Source organism: Pseudomonas migulae, from assembly GCF_024169315.1.
Classification (GTDB): domain Bacteria; phylum Pseudomonadota; class Gammaproteobacteria; order Pseudomonadales; family Pseudomonadaceae; genus Aquipseudomonas; species Aquipseudomonas migulae_B.
This window is the reverse complement of record NZ_JALJWR010000001.1, coordinates 106855-129418: the sequence shown is the minus strand read 5'-3', so window position 1 is coordinate 129418 and position 22564 is coordinate 106855. Positions and strand designations below refer to the sequence as shown.

Annotated in this window: 18 protein-coding genes and 2 pseudogenes; 16 read left to right on the top strand and 4 right to left on the bottom strand. The window is 61.3% G+C overall.

The window, feature by feature from the left end; genetic code table 11:
* Nucleotides 1-118: 118 nt before the first annotated feature.
* Nucleotides 119-1495 (top strand): pyridoxal-phosphate dependent enzyme, encoded by a 1377-nt coding sequence (locus tag J2Y86_RS00635; protein WP_253427312.1) that lies wholly within the window; start codon nucleotides 119-121, stop codon nucleotides 1493-1495.
* On the top strand, nucleotides 1492-2670 hold the full coding sequence (locus tag J2Y86_RS00630) for a cystathionine gamma-synthase (protein ID WP_253427310.1): 1179 nt from the start codon (nucleotides 1492-1494) through the stop codon (nucleotides 2668-2670). The genes J2Y86_RS00635 and J2Y86_RS00630 overlap by 4 nt, the downstream gene beginning before the upstream one ends.
* A gap of 164 nt (nucleotides 2671-2834) precedes the next feature.
* Here the strand turns inward: J2Y86_RS00630 and J2Y86_RS00625 are convergent, their stop codons facing one another.
* A complete protein-coding gene (locus J2Y86_RS00625; protein ID WP_301308629.1) occupies nucleotides 2835-3935 on the bottom strand; it encodes a polyamine ABC transporter substrate-binding protein in 1101 nt (366 codons plus the stop codon).
* 1762 nt (nucleotides 3936-5697) lie between these two features.
* Between J2Y86_RS00625 and J2Y86_RS00620 the strand changes: the two genes are divergently transcribed.
* Nucleotides 5698-5967: a DUF2790 domain-containing protein gene (locus tag J2Y86_RS00620; protein WP_253427308.1), complete on the top strand. Its 270-nt coding sequence runs from the start codon at nucleotides 5698-5700 to the stop codon at nucleotides 5965-5967.
* 53 nt (nucleotides 5968-6020) lie between these two features.
* On the opposite strand, the pseudogene J2Y86_RS00615 reads toward J2Y86_RS00620, so the two are convergent.
* A pseudogene (locus J2Y86_RS00615) lies at nucleotides 6021-6389 on the bottom strand (LysR substrate-binding domain-containing protein); the annotation flags it as partial.
* Nucleotides 6390-6392: 3 nt separating this feature from the next.
* Between J2Y86_RS00615 and J2Y86_RS00610 the strand changes: the two are divergent.
* The 5 genes and pseudogenes from J2Y86_RS00610 to J2Y86_RS00590 form a co-directional block, all read left to right on the top strand.
* A pseudogene (locus J2Y86_RS00610) lies at nucleotides 6393-6644 on the top strand (TetR family transcriptional regulator C-terminal domain-containing protein); the annotation flags it as partial.
* Between the two features lie 12 nt (nucleotides 6645-6656).
* On the top strand, nucleotides 6657-7175 hold the full coding sequence (gene mug, locus J2Y86_RS00605) for a G/U mismatch-specific DNA glycosylase (RefSeq protein ID WP_253427306.1): 519 nt from the start codon (nucleotides 6657-6659) through the stop codon (nucleotides 7173-7175).
* 94 nt (nucleotides 7176-7269) lie between these two features.
* Entirely contained in the window at nucleotides 7270-7698 is a 429-nt protein-coding gene (locus J2Y86_RS00600) for a nuclear transport factor 2 family protein (protein WP_253427304.1), read from the top strand.
* Nucleotides 7699-7931: 233 nt separating this feature from the next.
* Nucleotides 7932-9062 (top strand): PAS domain-containing protein, encoded by a 1131-nt coding sequence (locus tag J2Y86_RS00595; protein ID WP_253427302.1) that lies wholly within the window; start codon nucleotides 7932-7934, stop codon nucleotides 9060-9062.
* The gene (locus J2Y86_RS00590) at nucleotides 9059-10486 is read left to right on the top strand and encodes a sigma-54 interaction domain-containing protein (RefSeq protein ID WP_253427300.1); all 1428 of its coding nucleotides are present in this window, start codon (nucleotides 9059-9061) and stop codon (nucleotides 10484-10486) included. Before J2Y86_RS00595 ends, J2Y86_RS00590 begins: the two co-directional genes overlap by 4 nt.
* A 211-nt stretch (nucleotides 10487-10697) precedes the next feature.
* Here J2Y86_RS00590 and J2Y86_RS30140 read toward each other — a convergent pair whose 3' ends face one another.
* The gene (locus tag J2Y86_RS30140) at nucleotides 10698-10832 is read right to left on the bottom strand and encodes a hypothetical protein (protein WP_301308628.1); all 135 of its coding nucleotides are present in this window, start codon (nucleotides 10830-10832) and stop codon (nucleotides 10698-10700) included.
* 33 nt (nucleotides 10833-10865) lie between these two features.
* Here J2Y86_RS30140 and J2Y86_RS00585 point away from each other — a divergent pair, with 33 nt between their 5' ends.
* From J2Y86_RS00585 to J2Y86_RS00565, 5 genes are all read left to right on the top strand, one after another.
* The gene (locus J2Y86_RS00585; protein ID WP_253427298.1) at nucleotides 10866-11468 is read left to right on the top strand and encodes a dimethylamine monooxygenase subunit DmmA family protein; all 603 of its coding nucleotides are present in this window, start codon (nucleotides 10866-10868) and stop codon (nucleotides 11466-11468) included.
* Nucleotides 11465-12433 carry a PDR/VanB family oxidoreductase gene (locus tag J2Y86_RS00580; protein WP_253427296.1) on the top strand — a complete coding sequence of 323 codons (969 nt, stop codon included), beginning with the start codon at nucleotides 11465-11467 and terminating at the stop codon, nucleotides 12431-12433. Before J2Y86_RS00585 ends, J2Y86_RS00580 begins: the two co-directional genes overlap by 4 nt.
* A gap of 19 nt (nucleotides 12434-12452) precedes the next feature.
* Nucleotides 12453-13475, top strand: a complete 1023-nt coding sequence (locus J2Y86_RS00575; protein WP_017338160.1) for a heme-dependent oxidative N-demethylase family protein — start codon at nucleotides 12453-12455, stop codon at nucleotides 13473-13475.
* 150 nt (nucleotides 13476-13625) lie between these two features.
* A complete protein-coding gene (locus tag J2Y86_RS00570; protein ID WP_253427294.1) occupies nucleotides 13626-15164 on the top strand; it encodes an APC family permease in 1539 nt (512 codons plus the stop codon).
* Between the two features lie 169 nt (nucleotides 15165-15333).
* The gene (locus tag J2Y86_RS00565; RefSeq protein WP_253427293.1) at nucleotides 15334-16758 is read left to right on the top strand and encodes a gamma-aminobutyraldehyde dehydrogenase; all 1425 of its coding nucleotides are present in this window, start codon (nucleotides 15334-15336) and stop codon (nucleotides 16756-16758) included.
* A gap of 122 nt (nucleotides 16759-16880) precedes the next feature.
* Here J2Y86_RS00565 and J2Y86_RS00560 read toward each other — a convergent pair whose 3' ends face one another.
* Nucleotides 16881-17117 carry a hypothetical protein gene (locus tag J2Y86_RS00560; protein ID WP_214384270.1) on the bottom strand — a complete coding sequence of 79 codons (237 nt, stop codon included), beginning with the start codon at nucleotides 17115-17117 and terminating at the stop codon, nucleotides 16881-16883.
* Nucleotides 17118-17299: 182 nt separating this feature from the next.
* Here J2Y86_RS00560 and J2Y86_RS00555 point away from each other — a divergent pair, with 182 nt between their 5' ends.
* The 3 genes from J2Y86_RS00555 (at nucleotide 17300) to glcE (ending at nucleotide 22563) form a co-directional block, all read left to right on the top strand.
* The gene (locus tag J2Y86_RS00555) at nucleotides 17300-19063 is read left to right on the top strand and encodes an L-lactate permease (RefSeq protein WP_253427292.1); all 1764 of its coding nucleotides are present in this window, start codon (nucleotides 17300-17302) and stop codon (nucleotides 19061-19063) included.
* 936 nt (nucleotides 19064-19999) lie between these two features.
* Nucleotides 20000-21499, top strand: a complete 1500-nt coding sequence (glcD, locus tag J2Y86_RS00550) for a glycolate oxidase subunit GlcD (protein WP_253427291.1) — start codon at nucleotides 20000-20002, stop codon at nucleotides 21497-21499.
* On the top strand, nucleotides 21499-22563 hold the full coding sequence (gene glcE, locus J2Y86_RS00545) for a glycolate oxidase subunit GlcE (RefSeq protein WP_253427290.1): 1065 nt from the start codon (nucleotides 21499-21501) through the stop codon (nucleotides 22561-22563). The genes glcD and glcE overlap by 1 nt, the downstream gene beginning before the upstream one ends.
* Nucleotide 22564 lies beyond the last annotated feature (1 nt).

Genomic DNA, 22564 nt, shown 5'->3' with positions numbered 1-22564 from the left:
TTGCGGGCGACGCAATCGCGGCCTATGGTCCAAGCGATGCATTGCTGGCGACTGGCGTGCGAGGACACGCCGCCGGTTGCTGTCCTTCACGTGCGAATGCCCGCAAAGAGGTGACAACATGCCGAACGATTCCCGCCCTGCCGTGCTTGAACTGATTGGCAACACACCGCTGGTGCGCGTCAGCCGTTTTGATACCGGCCCGTGCACGCTGTTTCTCAAGCTCGAATCGCAGAACCCCGGCGGCTCGATCAAGGACCGCATCGGCCTGGCGATGATTGACGCCGCCGAACGCGACGGTCGGCTCAAGCCCGGTGGCACCATCGTCGAAGCCACCGCCGGCAACACCGGACTCGGTCTCGCGCTGGTCGGCCGCGCCAAGGGTTATCGAGTGGTGTTGGTGGTGCCGGACAAAATGTCCACCGAGAAAGTCCTGCACCTCAAGGCCATGGGCGCCGAGGTACATATCACCCGCTCCGACGTCGGCAAGGGCCATCCCGATTATTACCAGGACGTCGCGGCACGACTGGCACTGGAAATTCCCGACGCGTTCTTCGCCGACCAGTTCAACAATCCCGCCAACCCGCTCGCCCATGAGTGCAGCACCGCGCCGGAGATCTGGGCGCAGACCCAGCATGACGTGGATGCCATCGTCGTCGGTGTCGGCTCGGCCGGCACGCTGACCGGGCTGACCCGTTTCTTCAAGCGCGTGCAGCCGAACCTGACCATGGTGCTGGCCGATCCGGTCGGCTCGGTGATGGCCGAATACAGCCGCAGCGGCACCATGACCACCCCCGGTTCGTGGGCGGTGGAAGGCATTGGCGAAGACTTCATTCCGTCGATTGCCGACCTGTCCAGCGTGGGCCATGCCTATTCGATCAGCGACGAGGAAAGCTTCGACCACGCCCGTCAGTTGCTGCGCGCCGAAGGCATTCTCGGCGGTTCTTCCACCGGCACCTTGCTGGCCGCAGCGCTACGCTACTGCCGCGAGCAAACCGAGCCGAAGCGCGTGGTCAGCTTCGTCTGCGACACCGGCACCCGCTACCTGTCGAAGGTCTACAACGACCAGTGGATGAACGATCAAGGGCTGCTGGCGCGCAAACCTTATGGCGACTTGCGCGATGTGATCGCACGGCGTTTCGAGGATGGCCGGGTGATCAGCGTCGGCCCGGACGACACCTTGCTCACCGCATTCCAGCGCATGCGCCTGGCGGATGTGTCGCAATTGCCGGTGCTGGTGGACGGCAAGAAACTGGTCGGGGTGATCGACGAATCCGACATTCTGCTGGGCATGGCGGAAGACCCTTCACACTTCCGCTTGACCGTGGCCAGCGCAATGACCGACAAAGTACAAACCCTGCCGGCCAGTGCCAACCTGGCCGAGCTGCAGTCAGAACTCGATCGCGGGCTGGTGGCGATCATCGCCGACGCGTCGGGCTTCCACGGCCTGATTACCCGCGTCGACCTGCTCAATCATTTGCGGAGATCCCTTGCATGAGTCAACACGATGAAAACGCCGCGCCGCGCGCCTTCGCCACTCGGGTGATCCACGCCGGGCAGGCGCCGGACCCGACCACCGGTGCATTGATGCCGCCGATTTATGCCAACTCCACCTACCTGCAGCAGAGCCCCGGCGTGCACAAGGGCTTCGACTACGGCCGTTCGCACAACCCGACGCGCTTTGCCCTCGAGCGCTGCGTCGCCGACCTAGAAAGCGGCACTCAGGCCTTCGCGTTCGCCTCCGGGCTGGCGGCGATCTCCACCGTGCTGGAGCTGCTCGACGCCGGCTCGCACATCGTCTCCGGCAATGACCTGTACGGCGGCACCTTCCGGCTGTTCGACAAGGTGCGCAAACGCAGCGCCGGCCATCGCTTCAGTTTCGTCGACCTGACTGACCTGTCGGCCTTCGAAGCGTCCCTGCAGGACGACACGCGGATGGTCTGGGTCGAGACGCCGAGCAACCCGTTGCTGAGCCTCACCGACCTCGCTGCCGTCGCTCGTGTCTGCCGCGCGCGCGGCATCATTTGTGTGGCCGATAACACCTTCGCCAGTCCGTGGATCCAGCGTCCGCTGGAGCTGGGTTTCGACATCGCGCTGCACTCGACGACCAAGTACCTCAACGGCCACTCTGACGTGATCGGCGGCATTGCGGTGGTCGGTCAGAACCCTGAACTGGCTGAGCGCCTGGGTTTTCTGCAGAACTCGGTCGGCGCCATTTCCGGGCCGTTCGATGCCTTCCTGACCCTGCGCGGCGTAAAAACCCTGGCACTGCGCATGGAACGTCACTGCAGCAACGCGCTGGAACTGGCGCAATGGCTGGAACGTCAGCCGCAGGTAGCGCGCGTCTATTACCCGGGCCTGCCGTCACACCCTCAGCATGAATTGGCGAAGCGGCAGATGCGCGGTTTCGGCGGGATGATTTCTGTCGATTTGAAAAGCGATCTGGCCGGCGCCAAGCGTTTCCTCGAGAGCGTGCAGATATTCGCCCTGGCTGAAAGCCTGGGCGGCGTGGAAAGCCTGATCGAGCATCCGGCAATCATGACCCACGCCACCATCCCCGCCGACACCCGCGCACAACTTGGGATCGGTGACGGGTTGGTTCGATTGTCGGTGGGGGTCGAGGATGTCGAGGATTTGCGCGCCGACCTGGCTCAGGCGCTGGCGCGGATCTGAACGAAACCACGACATGCCCCACCCCATGTAGGAGCGAGGCTTGCCCGCGAAGAGTCCGTCATGTCCAACATCAATGGCGACTGATACACCGCTTTCGCGGGCGAGCCTCGCTCCTACAAGGGGATGCGTACAGCAAAATAACCAGACTGGCTCAACCCTGAGCCTTAATTGCCGGACTTGATGCTGGTCCAGACCCGCGTACGAACCCGCTCGAGCTTTTGCGGCAACGGCTGCACCACATAGAGCGTTTTCAACGCTTCGCTGGTCGGCGTCAGGTTCGGGTTGCCGGTGATCTCTTTGTTGATCAGCGCAATCGAGTCCTTGTTGGCGTTGGGGTAGCCGAGGAAGTCACTGATCGGGGCGATGACTGTCGGCTCCAGCAAGGTGTTGAGAAACTCGTGGGCCTCCTCGACATTCTTCGCGCTTTTCGGGATGGCGAAGGTGTCAAACCAGATCGGCGCGCCTTCCTTCGGCAAGCGCCAATCGACCACCACGCCGTTGCCCGCTTCCTTGGCGCGATTGCCGAACTGGTAGAAGCTGCCGGAGTAGCCGATGGCGACACAGATATCGCCATTGGCGATGTCGGTCATGTACTTGGCGGAGTTGAAGTAGGTGACGTAAGGCCGAATCTTCAGCATCAACGCCTTGGCTTTTTCATAGTCGTCCGGGTTCTGGCTGTTAGGGTCCAGGCCCAGGTAGTGCAGCGCCAGCGGCAGGATTTCCGAAGGTGAATCGAGCATCGCGACGCCGCAGGATTTGAGCTTCTCCATGTTCTCCGGTTTGAACACCAGGTCCCAACTGTCTACCGGCGCATTCTCGCCCAGCGCGGCCTTGACCTTGGCCGGGTTGAAGCCGATCAGTACGGTGCCGTACATGTAAGGCACGCCGTACTGATTGCCGGGGTCGTTCTTGTCCAGCAACGCGAGCAGCGCCGGATCCTGGTGCTTCCAGTTCGGCAGCTTGGACTTGTCGAGCTTCTGGAACACACCGGCCTTGATCTGGGTTTCGATGAATTGATTCGATGGCACGACCAGGTCGTATCCCGAATTGCCGGTGAGCAACTTGGCTTCCAGCGACTCGTTGGTGTCGAAGGTGTCCCAGGTCACTTTGATGCCGCTTTTCTCGGCGAAGTCCTTGGGCACGGACGGCAGGATGTAATCCGCCCAGTTGTACACCCGCAGTTCCCGCTGTTCGGCGTGCACGGCGCTGGCCAGCAGCGTCAGCCCACACACGGTGGCGCCCAGTATGCGTTTCATCGTGACCATGAATGAATTCCCCAAGTGTGTCGCTCGTTGGTTTTTATGTTCTGTACACGGCAGGACTTGAAAATTGCCAAGGGCAAGGAAGGCAGGATTCTTGTTGTGGTGTTGCTAGCGTGCTGGAAGAGCAGCGCTCTGCTTCGATTCTTGCTGACGAACTGGTCGGTTCATAGAGTGATGTCGGCCAAAAGGGGATTGAAATGGCCAATATCGGTGTCCTGCTTGATCTGGTGATGGGGTTGGTTTTGAGTTGGGGGCAGATCCGTTTTTTTTGTGATGCCGACTGGCGGTTTCGCCCTTACGGCGAGTCACTTGGAGGAGCCCCAAGTAACCAAGGGCTTTTGCCCCTTTCGTTCGGTGCCTCGCTAAGGCTCGCCATGCCCTCCTTCCGGTCCTGCTCCGTGGGCCCGCCGCCATCGGCCATCCATGGCCGGGGGAGGCTAACCCGGCATCCATGCCGGGTTGCCCACTGCGCAGAACCTCCACTCGGCCTCACGAGGGGGCGACCACCGCCAATGCAACCGAGGCGGCCTACCGGCCGACCTGGTTCTTCAGGTGTATGCATTCCCCTGTGGGAGCTGGCTTGCCAGCGATGGTCGTTAACGATGACGTGTGCTGCCTGAAGGAATGCGGTGTCTGGACGTCTATCGCTGGCAAGCCAGCTCCCACAGGGTTCCGGGTACATCCGCAAGAGCAGGTCGTCTGCGAGGCCGCCTTCGCGAGCAAGCCCGCTCCCACAGTGGATTGTTGGCGGGCATGACATTGGTGTTCTCCCCGATGATCCTGACGGACTTCAGGCCGGCTATCAGGCCGCCTCGCTTTGTTTTTGATCTTGATCTGCCCCGTCGGAAGGCCGAGCGCAGGTTCTGCGCAGTGGGCACCGCGGCAAGGATGCCGCGGTAGCCGCCCCCGGCCATGGATGGCCGATGGCGGCGGGCCCACGGAGCAGGACCGGAGTGAGGGTATGGCGAGCACTAGCGAGCCACCGTACGTCAGGGGCGCTGGGCGCTTGGTTACTTGGCGCTCTTCCAAGTAACTCGCCGTAAGGGCGAAACCATTAGCAGCCGTTACCGCAGGAATGGATATGTACACCCTCAAAACCCATGTCGCCTGAAAAACCGCCATCGCTGGCAAGCCAGCTCCCACAGGGTACCGGGCTCATCAGCAAGAAACAGATTACCTGACACACCGCTATCGCTAGCAGGCCAGCTCCCACAGGGGATTTCAACAGAGGTTTCGTGGTGTTTTGCGGGAGACAGCGGAGCGGTAGAAACGACAAAGCCCGCACAAGGCGGGCTTTGGGATTCGAGTAGGTGGCCGGTGCTGGTCTCCGGCTTACAAGGTTTATCAGGACTCTCACAGAACAGTTTTGTGCTCTTCTGCTTCACACGGCATAAGGGCTGGATCTCAGCGCGGAGATCTTTCTAACCGTGTACCCTTCGGAACGCGCCCCACGTGTCCTTGCCATCCGCTTGCGCATCAGTCTGCGTCTTCACCTACATGTTCAAGAGTAGCCCACCGTCAGCCGTGCGAAACGGCATTTTTAGATCGATTTGGTCCGCAACGAAGCCCCGCAGGAAGCAAAGAAAATAAGATCCCCAAGTAGCCCTCCTTGGATACCTGCGCAATCTGGAAACAGTGTTTATCCAGCGGACCGCTGTTTGAGGAAAGAGTAAACTTCTAGCATCGACTTCACCCGGTAAACGAATGAGTCAAGCAGCCACTCACTCACCGGGACCCACTGAAACTCGATGCGAAGGTGAACACCATGAAAACGTTAAAGATCGCAATGTTTCTGGCACTTGCCGGTGTAGCCGCACAGGCATACTCGGATGAAACCCCCACTCATGCGGCCAGCCAGATTCCGGTTGAAAGTTACTCCTACGGCATGAAACTCGATATCCAGAAAATCATTACCGTGACGGATACCGGAGACGAGTGCGCGCCAGTGCCGAAGCAAATGACCTATGAAGACTCGAAGGGTCAACGCCATATCCTGCAGTACCAGGTAATGGGCACCGGCTGTTCAAACGGTTGAGGACCGTGCGGACGATGGAGGGTCGACACTCCATGCCTGCCGCGCCCCCTGCATTATCGTCCTGCGGCTGAACCGGCGATTTCTTCATCGGAGGCCAGCAGCACCGGTATGTGATCCTTCAGAAATTCCACCCATGTCTTTATCTTTGCGTCCACGAACTTTCGTGACGGGTAGATCGCAAACAAGTTGAACTCTTCAAAGTGATACTCAGGCAATACACGCACTAACGTCCCTGCTCTCAGGCCGTCAACTGCGGATGCAATAGGCTGAATGCCGATCCCCATTCCGTTCGTTATCGCCACCGTCATCGCGTCGGCGGTGTTGACGTGAAACGGAGAAATCGGAATGTTCACCGTCTCCACGCCATCCGGCCCCTCGAATGCCCAGTTTTCAACCGGCATCACCGTATTCACGATCCGCAAGCCACTGAAGCCGTCGAGGATCCGGAAATCCGCGAAGTGTTGTCGGATCGGCTCAGCCGCCTTGATGCCGATCTGGAAGCGCGGCTGCGCGTGGCCATCGACAAAGGCGAGTTGAACAAGGATGTCGACCCGACCGCCCTCGCCGTTCTCGCCTCATCGTTGCTGCACAGCATTTCGATCCGGGCGCGGGCAGGAAAATCCCGTGATGAGTTGACCGAAATGGCACGTAACGCGGTCAACGTGATTTGCGCTTGAGGGGTTCTTGAAGTGGGCGAAGGACTCGAAGACATTCTGGCCGAGCATCTGTCGGTGATTTTTTGCGGGATCAATCCGGGCATGATGGCCGCAGCCCAGGGGCATCACTTTGCCGGCAGGGGCAACCGTTTCTGGCGCACGCTGCATCTGGCCGGTTTCACGCCGGAGGAAGTGCGTCCGGAAAACGACCGACAGATTTTGCGGTATCAGTGTGGTTTGACCGCCGTGGTGGATCGGCCGACGGCGCGAGCGGATCAGCTCTCGGTGGATGAGTTCACCGCCGCTGCTGCGAACTTCGAACAGAAAATCTCACGCCATGCGCCACGCTTCGTAGCGTTTCTCGGTAAAGCGGCGTATTGCGCGTTATCCCGCCAGCGAGAAATAGCCTGGGGCCTGCAAACAAGGACTTTTGGCAATGCCGCGGTGTGGGTGCTGCCCAATCCGAGCGGTCGAAATCTCGCCTTCAGCCAGGAACAGCTGATTGTCGCGTACCGTCAACTCTATCTGGCCACGCAGGAGCACAGCCATTGAGCGCCTGAATACAGCGCCATAAGCAGCGCTTCAGACCCATTGCGATACAGTCGTTGGCAATGCTTTCAGAACAACAACAAAACAGGAGTTGAAGATGTCCGAACTGAAACTGCACCCCAACGCCGCTGCATCCTTGGCCCAATGGCACGCCATGATCCGCCAGGGCGACTTGAAAGCCCTTCCCCAGTTGCTGGCCCCGCAAGCGGTGTTCCGCTCGCCGATGGCCCACACGCCTTACCCCGGCGCGCCAGTGGTCACGATGATCCTCAACACCGTGTTCGAGGTTTTTGAAGATTTCACCTACCACCGCGAATTGGCGACTGCGGACGGCTTGAATGTCGTCCTCGAATTCAGCGCCAAGGTCGGCGGAAAAGAACTCAAGGGCATCGATATGATCCGCTTCGACGAGCAAGGCAAAATCGTTGATTTCGAGGTGATGGTGCGTCCGATGAGCGGATTGCAGGCCCTGGGCGAAGAAATGGGCCGTCGCCTCGGTGCTTACCTGGCCGCCAGCAAGGCCTGACAACGATTTGGGTCACCAATCGGATTGACCCAACCACCTCCCGCCTCCCGACTACGCTCAACGTGAGCGCTGCATAAATGCACATTCCGTTGCATTATCGCAGCGCTCAACGACTCGCCTGCCCTCGTGCTCCCCTGTTCGCAGCGCCTTTTAGTTGGCATGCGATATGCCCCGCTTTGATTGCCTGAGTGTTTTCAGCCAGGCCCCATTAGCCAAATCGAGCCGATCCACCGATGGATATCCTGAATCTACTGACCAACAAGGCGCAGCCGCTGACCAGCACCCTCAGCGCTGACGGGCACCTGATCAGCCTGTCCGCCAGCCTCAGCGACCAACTGGGCTATGACCCTGAAGCGATGCTGAACCAGCCGATCGAACGCATCTTCAGCGTCGAATCGCTGCGCGTCGTGCAGTCGTTGTTTGCCAATCCGCCCGCCGATGAGCAAGTCCACAGCCTGGAACTGACCCTGATTCGCCACAACGGCGGCTTGCTGCCTGTGGTCGCTTGCGGATTGCTGGAGTGGCGCTCGGTCCACCCGGCGCGCCTGCACCTGCTGAAAATCCCCCTCGGCGCGCTGGGCCACCGACTGCGGGAAATGCACAACGCCAATGAAGTCATGAGCCAGATGCTGCAGAGCGCCAAGGTCGCGTACTGGTGCATCGAGTTCGCCGAGGCGGTGGACATCAACACCTCGCCGGACGAAATCGTGCGCCAGGTGTTCGAAAACGACTCCCACTGGCGGCTGTGCAATCGCGCCATGGCCGACGTTTACGAGATGCCCTCGGATGTCGATTTCAACCAGCAACCGGTGCGCCTGTACTGGCCGCGTAGCCCGGCCAACGAAGAGTTTGTACGGCGCCTGATCGAAGCCGGGTTCCACGTGGACTGCGCGCTGTCGGTGGATCGCCGGCACGACGGCTCGCCGGCCTACGTCGAGAACGATGTACGCGCGACCATCGTCAACGGCCATCTGTTGCGCATGTGGGGCAGCATTCGCGATGTCAGTCAGGAACTGCGCATGCAGCACGACGCCGAGCAGCGCATTGACGCCTTGCGCCGGGTGTTCGATGCGGTGCCCGACGCGGTGCTGGTGATCGATGAGCACCTGCAACCGCAATGGCGCAACGCAGCCTTCGAAGAGACCTTCGGCATCACCCATGGCGCCGGCATCGCTCGGCTGCTGCTGGACAACGCCCTGCCCGAGCGCACCTGGCACAGCCTGCCCTTGCCGGATTTGAGCGGGCGCCAGCTGAATTTCAATGTGCACTGCTCGCGCATCCTGATTCGTGAAGGCGTGGCCTGGCGGGTTGCGGTGTTTCGCGAAAGTCAGGGCGTGCGCCGTGCCGAAGAGTTGCACCCATGAAAGACAAGAACCTGCCACCCACGCTGCAGATGGGCATGCGCTCTTCGGTCAACGTCAGCAGCGAAGTGCTCGGCGCGTTGCTGGAAACCCCCGCGCTGCACGCCTTGCTCGACAGCTTCAGTGACGCGCTGATCGTGACGGACGGTGAAGGCCGGGTGCGCTTTCTCAACCTCGCCGCCGAGCGGGTCAACCGGGTGTCCCGACAACAAGCCAGCGGTTTGTCCGACAGTGAGTTTTACCAGCGCTCGGCGCTGAATTACGACGATTTTCAGGCCGCGCTGAATCGCGGCGGCAACAGCGCGCTGACCCGTTCGCGGGAAGGTCGGGTTCTGCTCAGCAGCACCCACGCCATTCCCACCGGGGCCTACGAAAAACCGTTCAGGATGCTGACTCAGAAAGACTTCGACGGCAGCCAGCCACAGCGTCGCGCCTCGCTGGGCAACCGGCCGGTGGAACCCCAGGGCCTGCGCGATCCGCAGGACAACGCCTTGCACCTCTCACCGCAGCTCTCGAGCATCGCCGACACCGGCGTGCGCGCGTTCCGGCGACGTGCGCGGTTGTTGCTGCTGGGCGAGCCGGGCGTCGGCAAGACCGCCATCGCACGGCACATCCACCGCGCCGCCGGTTGGGGTGATCGGCCGTTCATTCACGTCAACTGCGGGAGCATCCCGGAGAGCCTGTTCGAGTCGGAGATGTTCGGCTATGAACGCGGCGCCTTCACCGGCGCGTTGCAGGGCGGCAAGCAAGGCTATATCGAGGCCGCTTCGGGTGGCACCTTGTTCCTCGACGAGATCGGTGAAATCCCCCTGCACGTGCAGGCCAAGCTGCTGAAGTTCCTCGAAGACAGCACCATCCAGTCGGTCGGCTCACCGTTGAGCAAAACGGTGCAGGTGCAAGTCATTGCCGCCACCAACAAAGACTTGCGTCATCTGGTGAGCATCGGTGAGTTTCGCGCCGACCTCTACTATCGCCTGGCGGTCCTGCCGGTAGAAATTCCACCGCTGCGCCAGCACCGGGATGACTTGCCGTTTCTCATCGACATTCTTCTGAGCCGCATCAACGGCGATCGCGAACCGTCGCTAAGCCTGTCCGCCGGTTGCCGCAAGCGGCTGATGGGTTACGACTATCCCGGCAACATTCGCGAACTGGTGAACATCTTCGAACGGCTGGCGGTGCTCGCCGACGATGAAGCCCAGGAGCATCATCTGCCGGCTGAGCTGCTCGAACCGGTGCGCCCTCAGGAGCGGGTGAAACCGGCGGTGGCCGACGAGGAGGATGCGGAGCAGAACCTCAAGCTGCAGGTTCAACATTTCGAACGCCAGATCATTCTCAGGGCGGTGCACTTGTGCGGCAGCAAGCGCAAAGCGGCGGTGCATCTGGGGATCGACATCGGGACGTTGATTCGCAAACTCCAGCGTGACTGAAACCCTGCAATGTCAGTGAGCACGGCGCGGTCCCTGTGGGAGCGGCGGTGCGACGATTCGACTTGCCCGCGATGACTGACTGACATTCAACAGAGATGTCGGCTGGCAGACCGCTATCGCGGGCAAGTCGAATCGTCGCACCGCCGCCCCCACAAGGTTCTGTGTTTTCCTGGATTACACCTGACCGCTGCGAAAACGCATACATATCCAGTTACTTTTGCCTGTCACCCATCCCGCAATAATCAACAAATCCTTTATTTTCAATAACTTGAATAACTGGCACGACCTGTGCTCCTGCTACCTGCAACCCACCATCGTTGGGCTTTGCATCAGGGCCGGCTTTCATCAGCCGCGCCGGTAGCCAGGAGGAATAATAAAAATGTTGATCACCGGGATCAAAAGCCGACCGGTCTATGACCGGTTGCAACCGCTGCCGGGAGGTATCCGGCACATCATTGCCGGCCAAGGCAGCGGCGGTCGCGCCATGTTGCGCTTGCTGGAAGACATGGCCGGCCAGGATCGGCCGATTACCTTGCTGTATTCCCTGGAATCCTTTTCCGGCCAGGACTTCCTCACACAGTTGCAGCAGCACCCCGAGCACCCGCTGCATGTGCATGCGACCAACCAGTCGTTGATCGACGCGCTGAAAACCCTGCTCGGCGAAGCGCGCATGGGCACCCGTCTCTATCTCGCCGGTTCGGAAAGTTTCCTCGGCAGCGCCATGCAGGTGGCCACGCATTTCGACCTGAACCGCGACGAAGTGCTGCGCGAACACTCCGGCACATTGGTTCGCCGCGTCTGGTGCGTGCACTGCGACACCTACACCGAAAACGTGACTCAACGCGTCTATGACTGCCCCGGCTGTGGCCTGACGCTGGTGGTGCGCGATCACTATTCCCGGCGGCTGGCGGCCTTTCAGGCGGTCAAGGCCGATGCCGAAGTCCCGGGTGAATTGCCCGAAGCCGAGGAGCTCGACACATGAGCCAGAACAATGGCACGTTGAATTTGCGCGTCGCCCGGATCGAAGCGGTGACCCCGGAAATCAAGCGCTTCACCCTGGTGTCGCCGACCGGCGCGCACTTGCCGGCCTTCTCCGGCGGCAGCCACGTCGTGGTGCTGATCGCCAATCAACAGAACACCTTGCGCAACCCGTATTCGCTACTGAGTTCGCCGTACGACACCAGCAGTTATCAGATTGCCGTGCGCCGCGTAGACGCCGGGCGCGGTGGTTCGGCGTCGCTGCACGACAACGTGAGTGAAGGCGATCTGATCGAGGTCACCCCGCCGGTCAACCTGTTCCCGCTGATCAAACAGGCGCGCCTGCACCTGTTCATCGCCGGTGGCGTCGGCATCACGCCGGTGATTTCCCAGCTGGAAGAACTGCGCCTGAGCAAGGTGCCGTTCGAACTGCATTACGCGGTGCGCGGTGAAGAACATGCGCAGCTCGGCAAGGAGTTGCAGGCCACCTACGGCGAACAGGTTCACCTGTACCGCAAGGGCATTGAATCGCGCATGGAGATCGGCCGGGTGCTCGCCGACCGCCCGTTGGGCAGCCACGTCTATGTGTGCGGCCCGGACAGCATGATCGACGCCACCCTGGCCTGCGCCCGAGATCTGGGCTGGACCGACAGCCACGTGCACTTCGAGCGTTTCCTCGAACAGAGCAGCGGCGGCGAAGCCTTTAGTTTCACCCTCGGCCGCAGCGGCGCAACCATCGAAGTCTCGCCTGACCAGACCATGCTCGAAGCGGTCGAAGCCGCCGGCTACAGCATGCCCTACCTGTGTCGCGGCGGTGCCTGCGGGCATTGCGAAACCGAAGTGCTGGAACTCGACGGCGAGCTGCTGCACAGCGATGACTGGCTGTCCGACGAAGACAAGGTCGGCCGCAAGAAAATCATGCCCTGTGTATCCCGCGCCAAGTGCAATCGCCTGGTCATCGACCTCTGATCGACGGAGAAAAAAAACAATGAATATCCAATTCAATCCCGACGAAACCTATCGCGACGACTACACCTTCGCCAACAGCCCGGAAACCATCGCCCGCGCGCCCTTCCCGTTCCCCGATGACGATTACATGTATTCGATGAACCTCGAACCGCATGTGTCGGTGGGCGACGGTGCGTTTCGCGCCGCATTCGATATCGACGAGCACTACATCAGCGAATGCCGGGACCGCGCGATCACCCTGGAGAAAGATCCGGGCATGCACTACGTCTCGGCACCGCACATGATGGAGGCGCAATGGGATTTGCTGGAGCTGATCATGGAGTCCTACGCCCGGGATTATCCGCAGTACTTCAGCCTGGCGCGTGAAGGTCGGCAGTGGCACTGGACCAACCGTCTGCTGGACATCGACGACCACTTCACCTTCGGCGATCCGGCCACCTTGCCCTACGAGCCGATGGAGTACGTGACCCGCCAGGCCCAGGGCGATTGGGTGTTGCAGGAGGAACGCGACGGCACGCTGTACTGGGGCGCGGGTATCGCGACCCAGCGTGCGGATTACTCGCTGCGATTCAACCTCGGCATGAGCTGGGAGGAGTTCCACGGGCCGGTACCGCTGGTCAAGGAAATCGGCATGCTCGACCGCGCCTTGAAGTTCCTGCTGCGCCTGCGCACCGGCCATCCGGTGCGTCGCCTGAACTGGTCGCTGACCGTTAACCCGCGCCTCGAAGTCTCGGCCGAAAGCCTGCCGGAATGGGCGCCGGACCGGACCATCGTCACCGCAGAAAACGCCGGCAAACTGGTTTACCTGCGCATCGAATTGCAACCACTGCATCGCCTGCCGCGCAGCAACGCCATCGTCTTTCCGATCCGCACGTACCTGCTCAGTCTCGAAGACATCGCGACCAACCCGGCGTGGGCCCGGCGCATGCATCGGGTGCTGCGGGATTTGAATCAGCAACTGGTTGATTACAAGGGTTTCAGTCGTTATCGCGATGCTGCCGTTGAATGGCTTTCGCAGTACGACGACGAAACCAAAGCCTGACGCACCCTCCTTTTATAAGAGCGAGGCTCGCCCGCGAAGGCGTCCTTTAAAACACCAACAGCTTCGCGGGCAAGCCTCGCGCCCACAAGAGCAACGGCCGGCCAACCGGCCAACCCAGCAAACACCTGCCATTGATAATGAGGAAATAAAATGAGTGGCTCATCCAACGCGCGTGCAAGCGTCAGCGCCGATCAGGACGCGGAACAACTCCGCGCCCTCGGCTACAGTTCGGATTTCAACCGCAGCATGAGCCTGTGGGAGAACTTCTCCCTGGGCTTTACCTACCTGTCGCCGGTCGTCGGCGTCTACACCCTGTTCGGCTTGTGCCTGGCCGCCGGCGGCCCGCCGATGTTCTGGTCCTACCTGCTGATCGGCGCCGGGCAATTGCTGGTGTGCCTGATCTTCGGTGAAATCGTCTCGCAGTTCCCGATTTCCGGGGGTGTCTATCCGTGGGCCCGTCGTCTGGTGGGCAAGCGCTGGGCGTGGATGGTCGGCTGGGTGTATGCCTGGGCCCTGTGCGCCACCATCGCCGGGGTCGCCGTGGGTGCCGGGCCATACCTGGCGATCATGCTGGGCTTCAATCCCGGTCCCGAAGCCAACATCTACATTGCCCTGACGATCATCCTGCTCTCGACCGCCCTCAACCTGGTGGGCACCAAACTACTGGCGCGGGTGGCGATGTTCGGCTTTCTGTGCGAGCTGGTCGGGGCGATTCTGGTCGGCGGTTACCTGCTGATCTTCGAGCGTCATCAGCCGTTCAGTGTGCTGTTCGACACCTTCAACCTTGAGGTCAACGGTTCGTACCTGCCGGCGTTCCTCGCGGCCTCGTTGGCGGGTCTGTTCCAGTACTACGGTTTCGAGGCCTGCGGCGATGTCGCCGAAGAAACCCCGAACCCGGGCAAGCGCATTCCGAAGGCCATGCGCATGACCATTTACATCGGTGGCGCGGCGGCGATGTTTGCCTGCCTGGCGCTGATCCTCTCGGTGCCTGACATGGCCAAGGTCCTGGCCGGTGAAGACACCGACCCGGTGGCCACCATCCTCGCCAATGCTTTCGGCCCGGTGGGTTCGCGACTGGTGATGGCGGTGGTGATGGTGTCGTTCATCTCCTGCGTGCTGAGTCTGCAAGCGGCGGCCAGTCGCCTGCTGTTCGCCTACGCCCGTGACGAAATGATCATCGGCAGTTCGCTGCTCAAACGCCTCTCGGGCAACCATGTGCCGTCGTTCGCGTTGCTGATCAGCGGCCTGGTGCCGGCAGCGATTGTTTGCCTGGGCATGTTCATGGCTGACGCTGTGGCGACCATTGTTGGTTTCGCGGCGATTGGTATCTACGTGGCGTTCCAGTTGATCATCGTCGCTGCATTGATCGCCCGCGCCAAGGGCTGGCGTCCGAACGGGCAATTCACGCTGGGTGCCTGGGGCTTGTGGGTGAACCTCGCGGCGTTGATCTACGGCGTGTGCGCCATCGTCAACATGGTCTGGCCGCGTTCACCGGATGCGCCGTGGTACATCAACTATTCGATGATCCTGACCACGCTGGTGGTGATGGGCGCCGGGCTGGTTTACATGCTTCTCGGCAAGCCGTACGACAAAGGCACGGCACCGGCGGGGGATGCGTGGAAGTTCTCGAAACCGCTGGTTAAGGCGGCTGATCTTTCCGGTGCGCCGGTAAACAGATCGACGATCTGACAACGACGTCCCTGAAGGAACCGGATCCTGTGGGAGCGGGCTTGCTCGCGAATGCGCTTTAACATTCAACATTGATCTTGGCTGACACACCGCATTCGCGAGCAAGCCCGCTCCCACATTTGGGCCGGTTCCTTCAGAAGAAAACAACAGTTCCGAAGAGGACAGAACCATGCAAACCCAACTCCTGATCAACGGCCAATTGCTCGACGGCGAAGGCCCCGCCCAACCGGTGTTCAACCCGGCCCTCGGTCGCGTGCTGGTGGAAATCAACGAAGCCAGCGAAGCCCAGGTCGACGCCGCCGTGCGCGCTGCCGATGCCGCCTTCGACAGCTGGTCGCAGACCCCGCCAAAAGAACGCTCGCTGCTGCGGCTCAAACTCGCCGACGCCATCGAAGCCCACGGCGAAGAACTGGCCAAGCTCGAATCGGACAACTGCGGCAAGCCCTACAGCGCCGCGCTGAACGACGAGATCCCGGCGATTGCCGACGTATTCCGTTTCTTCGCCGGCGCCAGCCGTTGCATGAGCGGATCCGCCGGCGGTGAATACCTGGCCGGGCACACCTCGATGATCCGCCGCGATCCGGTGGGCGTGATCGCCTCCATCGCGCCGTGGAACTACCCGCTGATGATGGTCGCCTGGAAAATCGCCCCGGCCCTGGCCGCCGGTAATACCGTGGTGCTCAAGCCGTCGGAACAAACCCCGCTGACCGCCCTGCGCCTGGCGCAACTGGCGTCGGAAATTTTCCCGGCCGGCGTGCTCAACCTGGTGTTCGGCCGTGGTCCTACCGTCGGCAGCCCGCTGGTGACTCACCCGAAAGTGCGCATGGTGTCGCTGACCGGCTCGATCGCCACCGGCTCGAACATCATTTCCAGCACCGCCGACAGCGTCAAACGCATGCACATGGAGCTGGGCGGTAAGGCCCCGGTGATCATCTTCGACGACGCCGACATCGACGCCGCGGTCGAGGGCATTCGCACCTTCGGTTTCTACAACGCCGGCCAGGACTGCACCGCCGCCTGCCGCATCTACGCGCAGGAAGGCATCTACGACAGATTCGTCGAGAAGCTCGGCGCGGCGGTCAGCAGCATCAAGTACGGGTTGCAAGATGATCCGGCGACCGAACTGGGGCCGCTGATCACCGCGCAGCACCGTGACCGCGTGGCCGGGTTTGTCGAGCGCGCCGTGGCGCAATCGCACATTCGTTTGATCACTGGTGGCAAGGCGGTTGAAGGCAACGGTTTCTTCTTCGAACCGACGGTGCTGGCCGACGCGCTGCAGGACGACGAAATCGTTCGCCGCGAAGTGTTCGGGCCGGTGGTCTCAGTAACCAAATTCACCGATGAAGCGCAGGTGCTGGGCTGGGCCAACGATTCGGACTACGGCCTGGCGTCGTCGGTGTGGACCGCGGATGTCGGTCGCGCGCATCGGATGTCTGCGCGCTTGCAGTACGGCTGCACCTGGGTGAACACCCACTTCATGCTCGTCAGCGAAATGCCCCACGGCGGTCAGAAATTGTCCGGGTATGGGAAGGACATGTCGATGTACGGGCTGGAGGATTACACCGTTGTTCGGCATGTGATGTTCAAGCACTAAAAGCTTCGCGGGCAAGCCTCGCTCCTACAGGTTTTGCGGCGTACGCAATTTTTGCGAACACCCTCCGACCTGTAGGAGCAAGGCTTGCCCGCGAAAGCTTCACCGCGAACCCAAGTCATGCACTACAACGTCCTCTGCCCGTTGCCGATGTCCTTGGCTTTCTCGATCCCCCACTCCATGGCCGCCTCCATGTCGAGAAAATGCAGCGCTGGATGATCGTTCTCTTCAATGGCCGTGCCATCAGGTCGGTAGACACCTATGAACATTCCCAACGAACCGTCCCGCAGGATCTCGGCCTTGACCTTGATGCTGCATCCGTTCGACAGCGTTTCCGTGTGGAGCAAATGGCGTTCAGTCATTGTTGCGTTCCTCCGGGTAGTGAAGTCGGTTAACGCGTACCGCAGTCCTTATTTTTAGTTCAAAAAAGCGCTGAAAGGCCCGATGTACAAGGGTACAAGACAGCGGCGCAATGCCACCTATACTAGAAGCCACCGCCCCCCTCGGGGTCTGCACTCCCAACAATAAAAAGCAGAGGTGGAACATGGTCTGGCAGCAAATCTACGATCCGTTCGGCAACCCGGTCATTTCAACCATCATGGCAGCAGTGCCGGTGGTAGTGATGCTGGCAGCCCTGGCGTTCTTCCACATCAAAGCACATCTGGCGGCATTGCTCGCCCTCGCCTCGGCCCTGGTCATCGCGATCTTCGCCTTCGGCATGCCGGCAAACATGGCAGGTTCGGCCGCCCTTTATGGCGCCGCCAACGGCTTGCTGCCGATTGGCTGGATCGTGCTCAACATCATCTTCCTCCATCGACTGACCACCGAGAACGGCTCATTCAAAGTGCTGCAAGATTCGCTGGCGCGCATCACCGACGATCGTCGCCTGCAGTTGCTGCTGATTGCCTTCTGCTTCGGCGCCTTTTTCGAAGGGGCTGCCGGTTTCGGTACGCCGGTGGCGGTCACCGGGGCGATTCTGATCGGTCTGGGCTTCTCGCCGCTGGCCGCGTCCGGCCTGGCATTGATCGCCAACACTGCGCCCGTTGCGTTTGGCGCGCTGGGTACGCCGATCATTACACTGGCCAAGGTCACCGGCCTGGATGAAATGGAGCTGTCGATGATGGTCGGTCGGCAATTGCCGTTTTTCTCGGTGATCGTGCCGTTCTGGTTGATCTGGGCTTTCGCCGGCTGGCGCAAGATGCTGGAAATCTGGCCGGCCATCCTGGTCGCCGGCGTCAGTTTTGCCGTGCCGCAGTTCCTGGTGTCCAACTACCACGGGCCGATGCTGGTGGACGTGATCGCCGCGCTGATTTCCATGGCCTGCCTGACCGGTTTCCTCAGGGTGTGGAAACCTGCGACCGTGCACACTTCTGCTGCACTATCCGGACGTGTCGACAACTCCAAGATAGCCGAGGAGCATGACGAAAAACCCGTCGCCAGCACGACCTTTGCCAGCGATGCCAAGCCTGCCGTCATGCGCGCGTGGATGCCGTGGATCATCCTTACGGTGTTCGTTTTCGCCTGGGGCACCCAGGGCTTCAAAAACATGTTCGATACCCGCCCGGCGATCGATCCGGTCACCAACTCCGCCAAGCTCGACCCTCAAGGCAAACCGCTGCGCGAAGCGAATCCGATCTTTGCCCCGGTCATCACCTTCGGCACGATCCACCAGCAAATCGAAAAGGTTCCGCCGGTGGTGCCTGCGCCTAAAACCGAGGAGGCGGTCTACAAGTTCACCTGGCTGACCAGCACCGGCAGCGGCATCTTGCTGGCGGCGATCCTGGGCGGGCTGTTGATGGGGTATTCCATCCCGCAACTGATCAAGCAGTACCTGAAAACAATCTGGGTTGTGCGTTATTCGCTGATTACCATTGTGGCGATGCTCGCCCTCGGCTTCCTCACCCGCTATTCGGGACTGGACGCCACCATGGGCCTGGCGTTCGCGGCGACGGGGATTTTCTACCCCATGTTCGGCACCCTGCTCGGTTGGCTCGGCGTGGCGCTGACGGGTTCGGATACGGCGTCCAACGTGCTGTTCGGCGGTTTGCAGAAAGTGACTGCCGAGCAACTCGGTCTGAGCGCGGTGTTGATGGCGGCGGCCAACAGTTCCGGTGGGGTCATGGGCAAGATGGTTGATGCGCAGTCGATCGTGGTGGCTTCCACTGCTACACGCTGGTATGGCCATGAAGGGGAGATTCTGCGTTATGTGTTCTTCCATTCCATCATTTTGGCGATTCTGGTGGGTGGGTTGGTGACGTTGCAGGCGTATGTGTCGCCGTTTACGCAGATGGTTGTGGGTGGGCATTAGCGGATGCGGTTGGCTTGGTTTTCGTTGTGCGGTTGGGGGCATATCCGTTTTTTGGTAACGGCGGCTATTGGTTCCGCCCTTACGGCGGGTTACTTGGAGAAGCGCCAAGTAACCAAGCGCCCAGCGCCCCTGACGTACGGTGGCTCGCTAATGCTCGCCATGCCCTCGCTCCGGTCCTGCTCCGTGGGCCCGCCGCCATCGGCCATCCATGGCCGGGGGCGGCTAACCCGGCATCCATGCCGGGTTGCCCACTGCGCAGAACCTGCGCTCGGCCTTCCGACGGGGCAGATCAAGATCAAAAACAAAGCGAGGCGGCCTGATAGCCGGCCTGAAGTTCGTCAGGATCATCGGGGGTGAACACCCATGTCATGCCCGCCAACAATCCACTGTGGGAGCGGGCTTGCTCGCGAATGCGGCCTGACAGACGACCTGTTCTTGCGGATGTATCCGGAACCCTGTGGGAGCTGGCTTGCCAGCGATGGACGTCCAGTCACCGCGTTCCTTCAGACCGCACGCGTTATCGTTAACGACCATCGCTGGCAAGCCAGCTCCCACAGGGGAATGCATACACCTGAAGAACCAGGTCGGCCCGCAGGCCGCCTCGGTTGCATTGGCGGTGGTCGCCCCCTCGTGAGGCCGAGTGGAGGTTCTGCGCAGTGGGCAACCCGGCATGGATGCCGGGTTAGCCGCCCCCGGCCATGGATGGCCGATGGCGGCGGGCCCACGGAGCAGGACCGGAGCGAGGGAACCCTGAGCCTAAGCGAAGGGCCGAACGAAAGGGGCAAAAGCGCTTGGTTACTTGGCGCTTCTCCAAGTGACCCGCCGTAAGGGCGGAACCAATAGCCGCCGTTACCGCAGAAACGGATATTCACCCAAACGCTCAAACAAACAGACCGCTGCCCCGGCAATGCACGAACGGAGTATCGTAAAACGACTATGAACATTCTCTACGATGAACGCGTTGATGGTGTGCTGCCGGACATCGACAAGGACGCCCTACTGCGGGCCCTGCAAACCCGCTTGCCGAAGCTGGAAGTGCTGCATCAGCAGGAAGAGCTGAAACCGTACGAATGCGACGGCCTCTCAGCCTATCGCACCACGCCCCTGCTGGTGGTGCTGCCCCGCCACCTCGAAGAGGTACAAGGCGTGCTTCGACTCTGTCATGAAATGCACGTCCCGGTGGTAGCCCGTGGCGCCGGTACCGGTTTGTCCGGCGGCGCGTTGCCACTGGAAAAAGGCGTGCTTTTAGTGATGGCCCGCTTCAACAACATTTTGCACATCGACCCCGCCGCCCGCACGGCACGGGTCCAGCCGGGTGTGCGCAACCTGGCGATTTCCCAGGCAGCCGCGCCGTTCGGCCTCTACTACGCGCCCGACCCGTCTTCGCAAATTGCCTGCTCAATCGGCGGCAATGTCGCTGAAAACGCCGGCGGCGTGCATTGCCTGAAATATGGCCTGACCGTGCACAACCTGCTCAAGGTCGACATTCTGACGGTCGACGGCGAACACCTGACGCTGGGCTCCGATGCCCTCGACTCGCCCGGCTTCGACCTGCTTGCGCTGTTTACCGGCTCCGAAGGCATGCTCGGGGTGATCACCGAAGTCACGGTCAAACTGCTACCCAAACCGCAGACCGCCAAGGTTCTGCTGGCGGCGTTCGATTCCGTCGAAAAGGCCGGTCGCGCGGTCGGTGACATCATCGCTGCCGGCATCATTCCCGGGGGCCTGGAAATGATGGACAACCTGGCGATTCGCGCCGCTGAAGACTTTATCCACGCCGGTTACCCGGTGGACGCCGAAGCCATTCTGTTGTGCGAACTCGACGGGGTCGAAGCCGATGTCCACGACGACTGCGACCGCGTGCGCCAGGTACTGGAAAACGCCGGCGCCACCGAAGTGCGCCAGGCCAAGGATGAAGCCGAGCGCGTGCGTTTCTGGGCCGGGCGCAAGAATGCCTTCCCGGCAGTGGGTCGCCTTTCGCCGGATTACTACTGCATGGACGGCACGATCCCGCGTCGCGAGTTGCCCGGCGTGCTGCGTGCGATTGCAGCACTGTCCACCGAGTATGACTTGCGCGTCGCCAACGTTTTCCACGCCGGCGACGGCAACATGCACCCACTGATTCTGTTCGACGCCAACCAACCGGGCGAGCTCGACCGTGCCGAAGCCCTGGGCGGCAAGATCCTCGAATTGTGCGTGAAGGTCGGCGGCAGCATCACCGGAGAACACGGCGTGGGTCGCGAGAAAATCAACCAGATGTGCGCGCAGTTCAACAGCGATGAGCTGACCGTGTTCCATGCCGTCAAAGCGGCGTTCGATCCGAGTGGTTTGCTCAATCCGGGCAAGAACATTCCGACCCTGCATCGCTGCGCCGAGTTTGGCGCCATGCACGTGCACATGGGTCAGCTGCCCTTCCCTGATCTGGAGCGATTCTGATGCGCAGCGAACGGGATATCGATGACAGCGCCGCGCTGCTGGAGCAGGTCAACCAGGCACTGGAAAATGCCACGCCACTGCGCATTCAGGGCTCCAACAGCAAGGCTTTTCTGGGCCGTATCGTCGCGGGTGAGGTCCTCGACACGCGCGCGCACCGTGGCATCGTCAGCTACGACCCGACCGAACTGGTGATCACCGCCCGTTGCGGCACCCCCTTGTCGGAGCTGATGGAAGCGCTGGATGAAGCACAGCAGATGCTGCCCTGCGAACCGCCCGCCTTCGGTGACGACGCCACCGTCGGCGGGATGATCGCCTGCGGACTGTCGGGCCCCCGTCGACCCTGGTCGGGCTCGGTGCGCGACTTCGTCCTCGGCACACGCGTTATCACCGGCCATGGCAAGCACTTGCGCTTCGGTGGCGAAGTGATGAAGAACGTCGCCGGCTACGACCTGTCGCGCCTGATGGCTGGCAGCTTCGGTTCCCTGGGCGTGATCACGGAAGTCTCGCTCAAAGTGCTGCCCAAACCACGGCAGTGCTTGAGCATCAGCCTGGAAATGGACAGCGAACGCGCCTTGTTGCGACTCGCGGAATGGGGCCAGCAACCGCTGCCCATCAGCGCCGCGTGCCATGACGGGCAGCGCCTGCACCTGCGCTTGGAAGGGGGCGAAGGCTCGGTGGCGGCGGCCCATGACCGGTTGGGGGGCGAGTTGTTGGACAGTGCTTACTGGACGGATCTCAACGAACATCGGCTGAGTTTCTTCGACGAGGATCAACCGCTTTGGCGCTTGTCCGTGCCGCACAACACCGCTCGGTTGTCCCTGCCCGGCCGGCAATTGATCGATTGGGGCGGCGCCCAGCGCTGGCTCAAGTCCGACGCTGAAGCGGCGTTCATTCGCAAGGTCGTCGAAGAGGTGGGCGGCCACGTCACCTGCTACAGCCATGGCCTGATCGACAACCCGTTCCAGCCGTTGCCGGCCGCGTTGATGCGCTATCACCGCAGCCTGAAGCAACAACTCGACCCACGGGGCATCTTCAACCCCGCACGCCTGTACGCGGAGCTTTGAA

Coding starts and splice junctions, on each gene's coding strand:
- J2Y86_RS00635 (WP_253427312.1), top strand. CDS start 119: ATGCCGAACGATTCCCGCCCTGCCGTGCTTGAACTGATTGGCAACACA.
- J2Y86_RS00630 (WP_253427310.1), top strand. CDS start 1,492: ATGAGTCAACACGATGAAAACGCCGCGCCGCGCGCCTTCGCCACTCGG.
- J2Y86_RS00625 (WP_301308629.1), bottom strand. CDS start 3,935: ATGGTCACGATGAAACGCATACTGGGCGCCACCGTGTGTGGGCTGACG.
- J2Y86_RS00620 (WP_253427308.1), top strand. CDS start 5,698: ATGAAAACGTTAAAGATCGCAATGTTTCTGGCACTTGCCGGTGTAGCC.
- J2Y86_RS00600 (WP_253427304.1), top strand. CDS start 7,270: ATGTCCGAACTGAAACTGCACCCCAACGCCGCTGCATCCTTGGCCCAA.
- J2Y86_RS00595 (WP_253427302.1), top strand. CDS start 7,932: ATGGATATCCTGAATCTACTGACCAACAAGGCGCAGCCGCTGACCAGC.
- J2Y86_RS00590 (WP_253427300.1), top strand. CDS start 9,059: ATGAAAGACAAGAACCTGCCACCCACGCTGCAGATGGGCATGCGCTCT.
- J2Y86_RS30140 (WP_301308628.1), bottom strand. CDS start 10,832: ATGAAAGCCGGCCCTGATGCAAAGCCCAACGATGGTGGGTTGCAGGTA.
- J2Y86_RS00585 (WP_253427298.1), top strand. CDS start 10,866: ATGTTGATCACCGGGATCAAAAGCCGACCGGTCTATGACCGGTTGCAA.
- J2Y86_RS00580 (WP_253427296.1), top strand. CDS start 11,465: ATGAGCCAGAACAATGGCACGTTGAATTTGCGCGTCGCCCGGATCGAA.
- J2Y86_RS00575 (WP_017338160.1), top strand. CDS start 12,453: ATGAATATCCAATTCAATCCCGACGAAACCTATCGCGACGACTACACC.
- J2Y86_RS00570 (WP_253427294.1), top strand. CDS start 13,626: ATGAGTGGCTCATCCAACGCGCGTGCAAGCGTCAGCGCCGATCAGGAC.
- J2Y86_RS00565 (WP_253427293.1), top strand. CDS start 15,334: ATGCAAACCCAACTCCTGATCAACGGCCAATTGCTCGACGGCGAAGGC.
- J2Y86_RS00560 (WP_214384270.1), bottom strand. CDS start 17,117: ATGACTGAACGCCATTTGCTCCACACGGAAACGCTGTCGAACGGATGC.
- J2Y86_RS00555 (WP_253427292.1), top strand. CDS start 17,300: ATGGTCTGGCAGCAAATCTACGATCCGTTCGGCAACCCGGTCATTTCA.
- glcD (WP_253427291.1), top strand. CDS start 20,000: ATGAACATTCTCTACGATGAACGCGTTGATGGTGTGCTGCCGGACATC.
- glcE (WP_253427290.1), top strand. CDS start 21,499: ATGCGCAGCGAACGGGATATCGATGACAGCGCCGCGCTGCTGGAGCAG.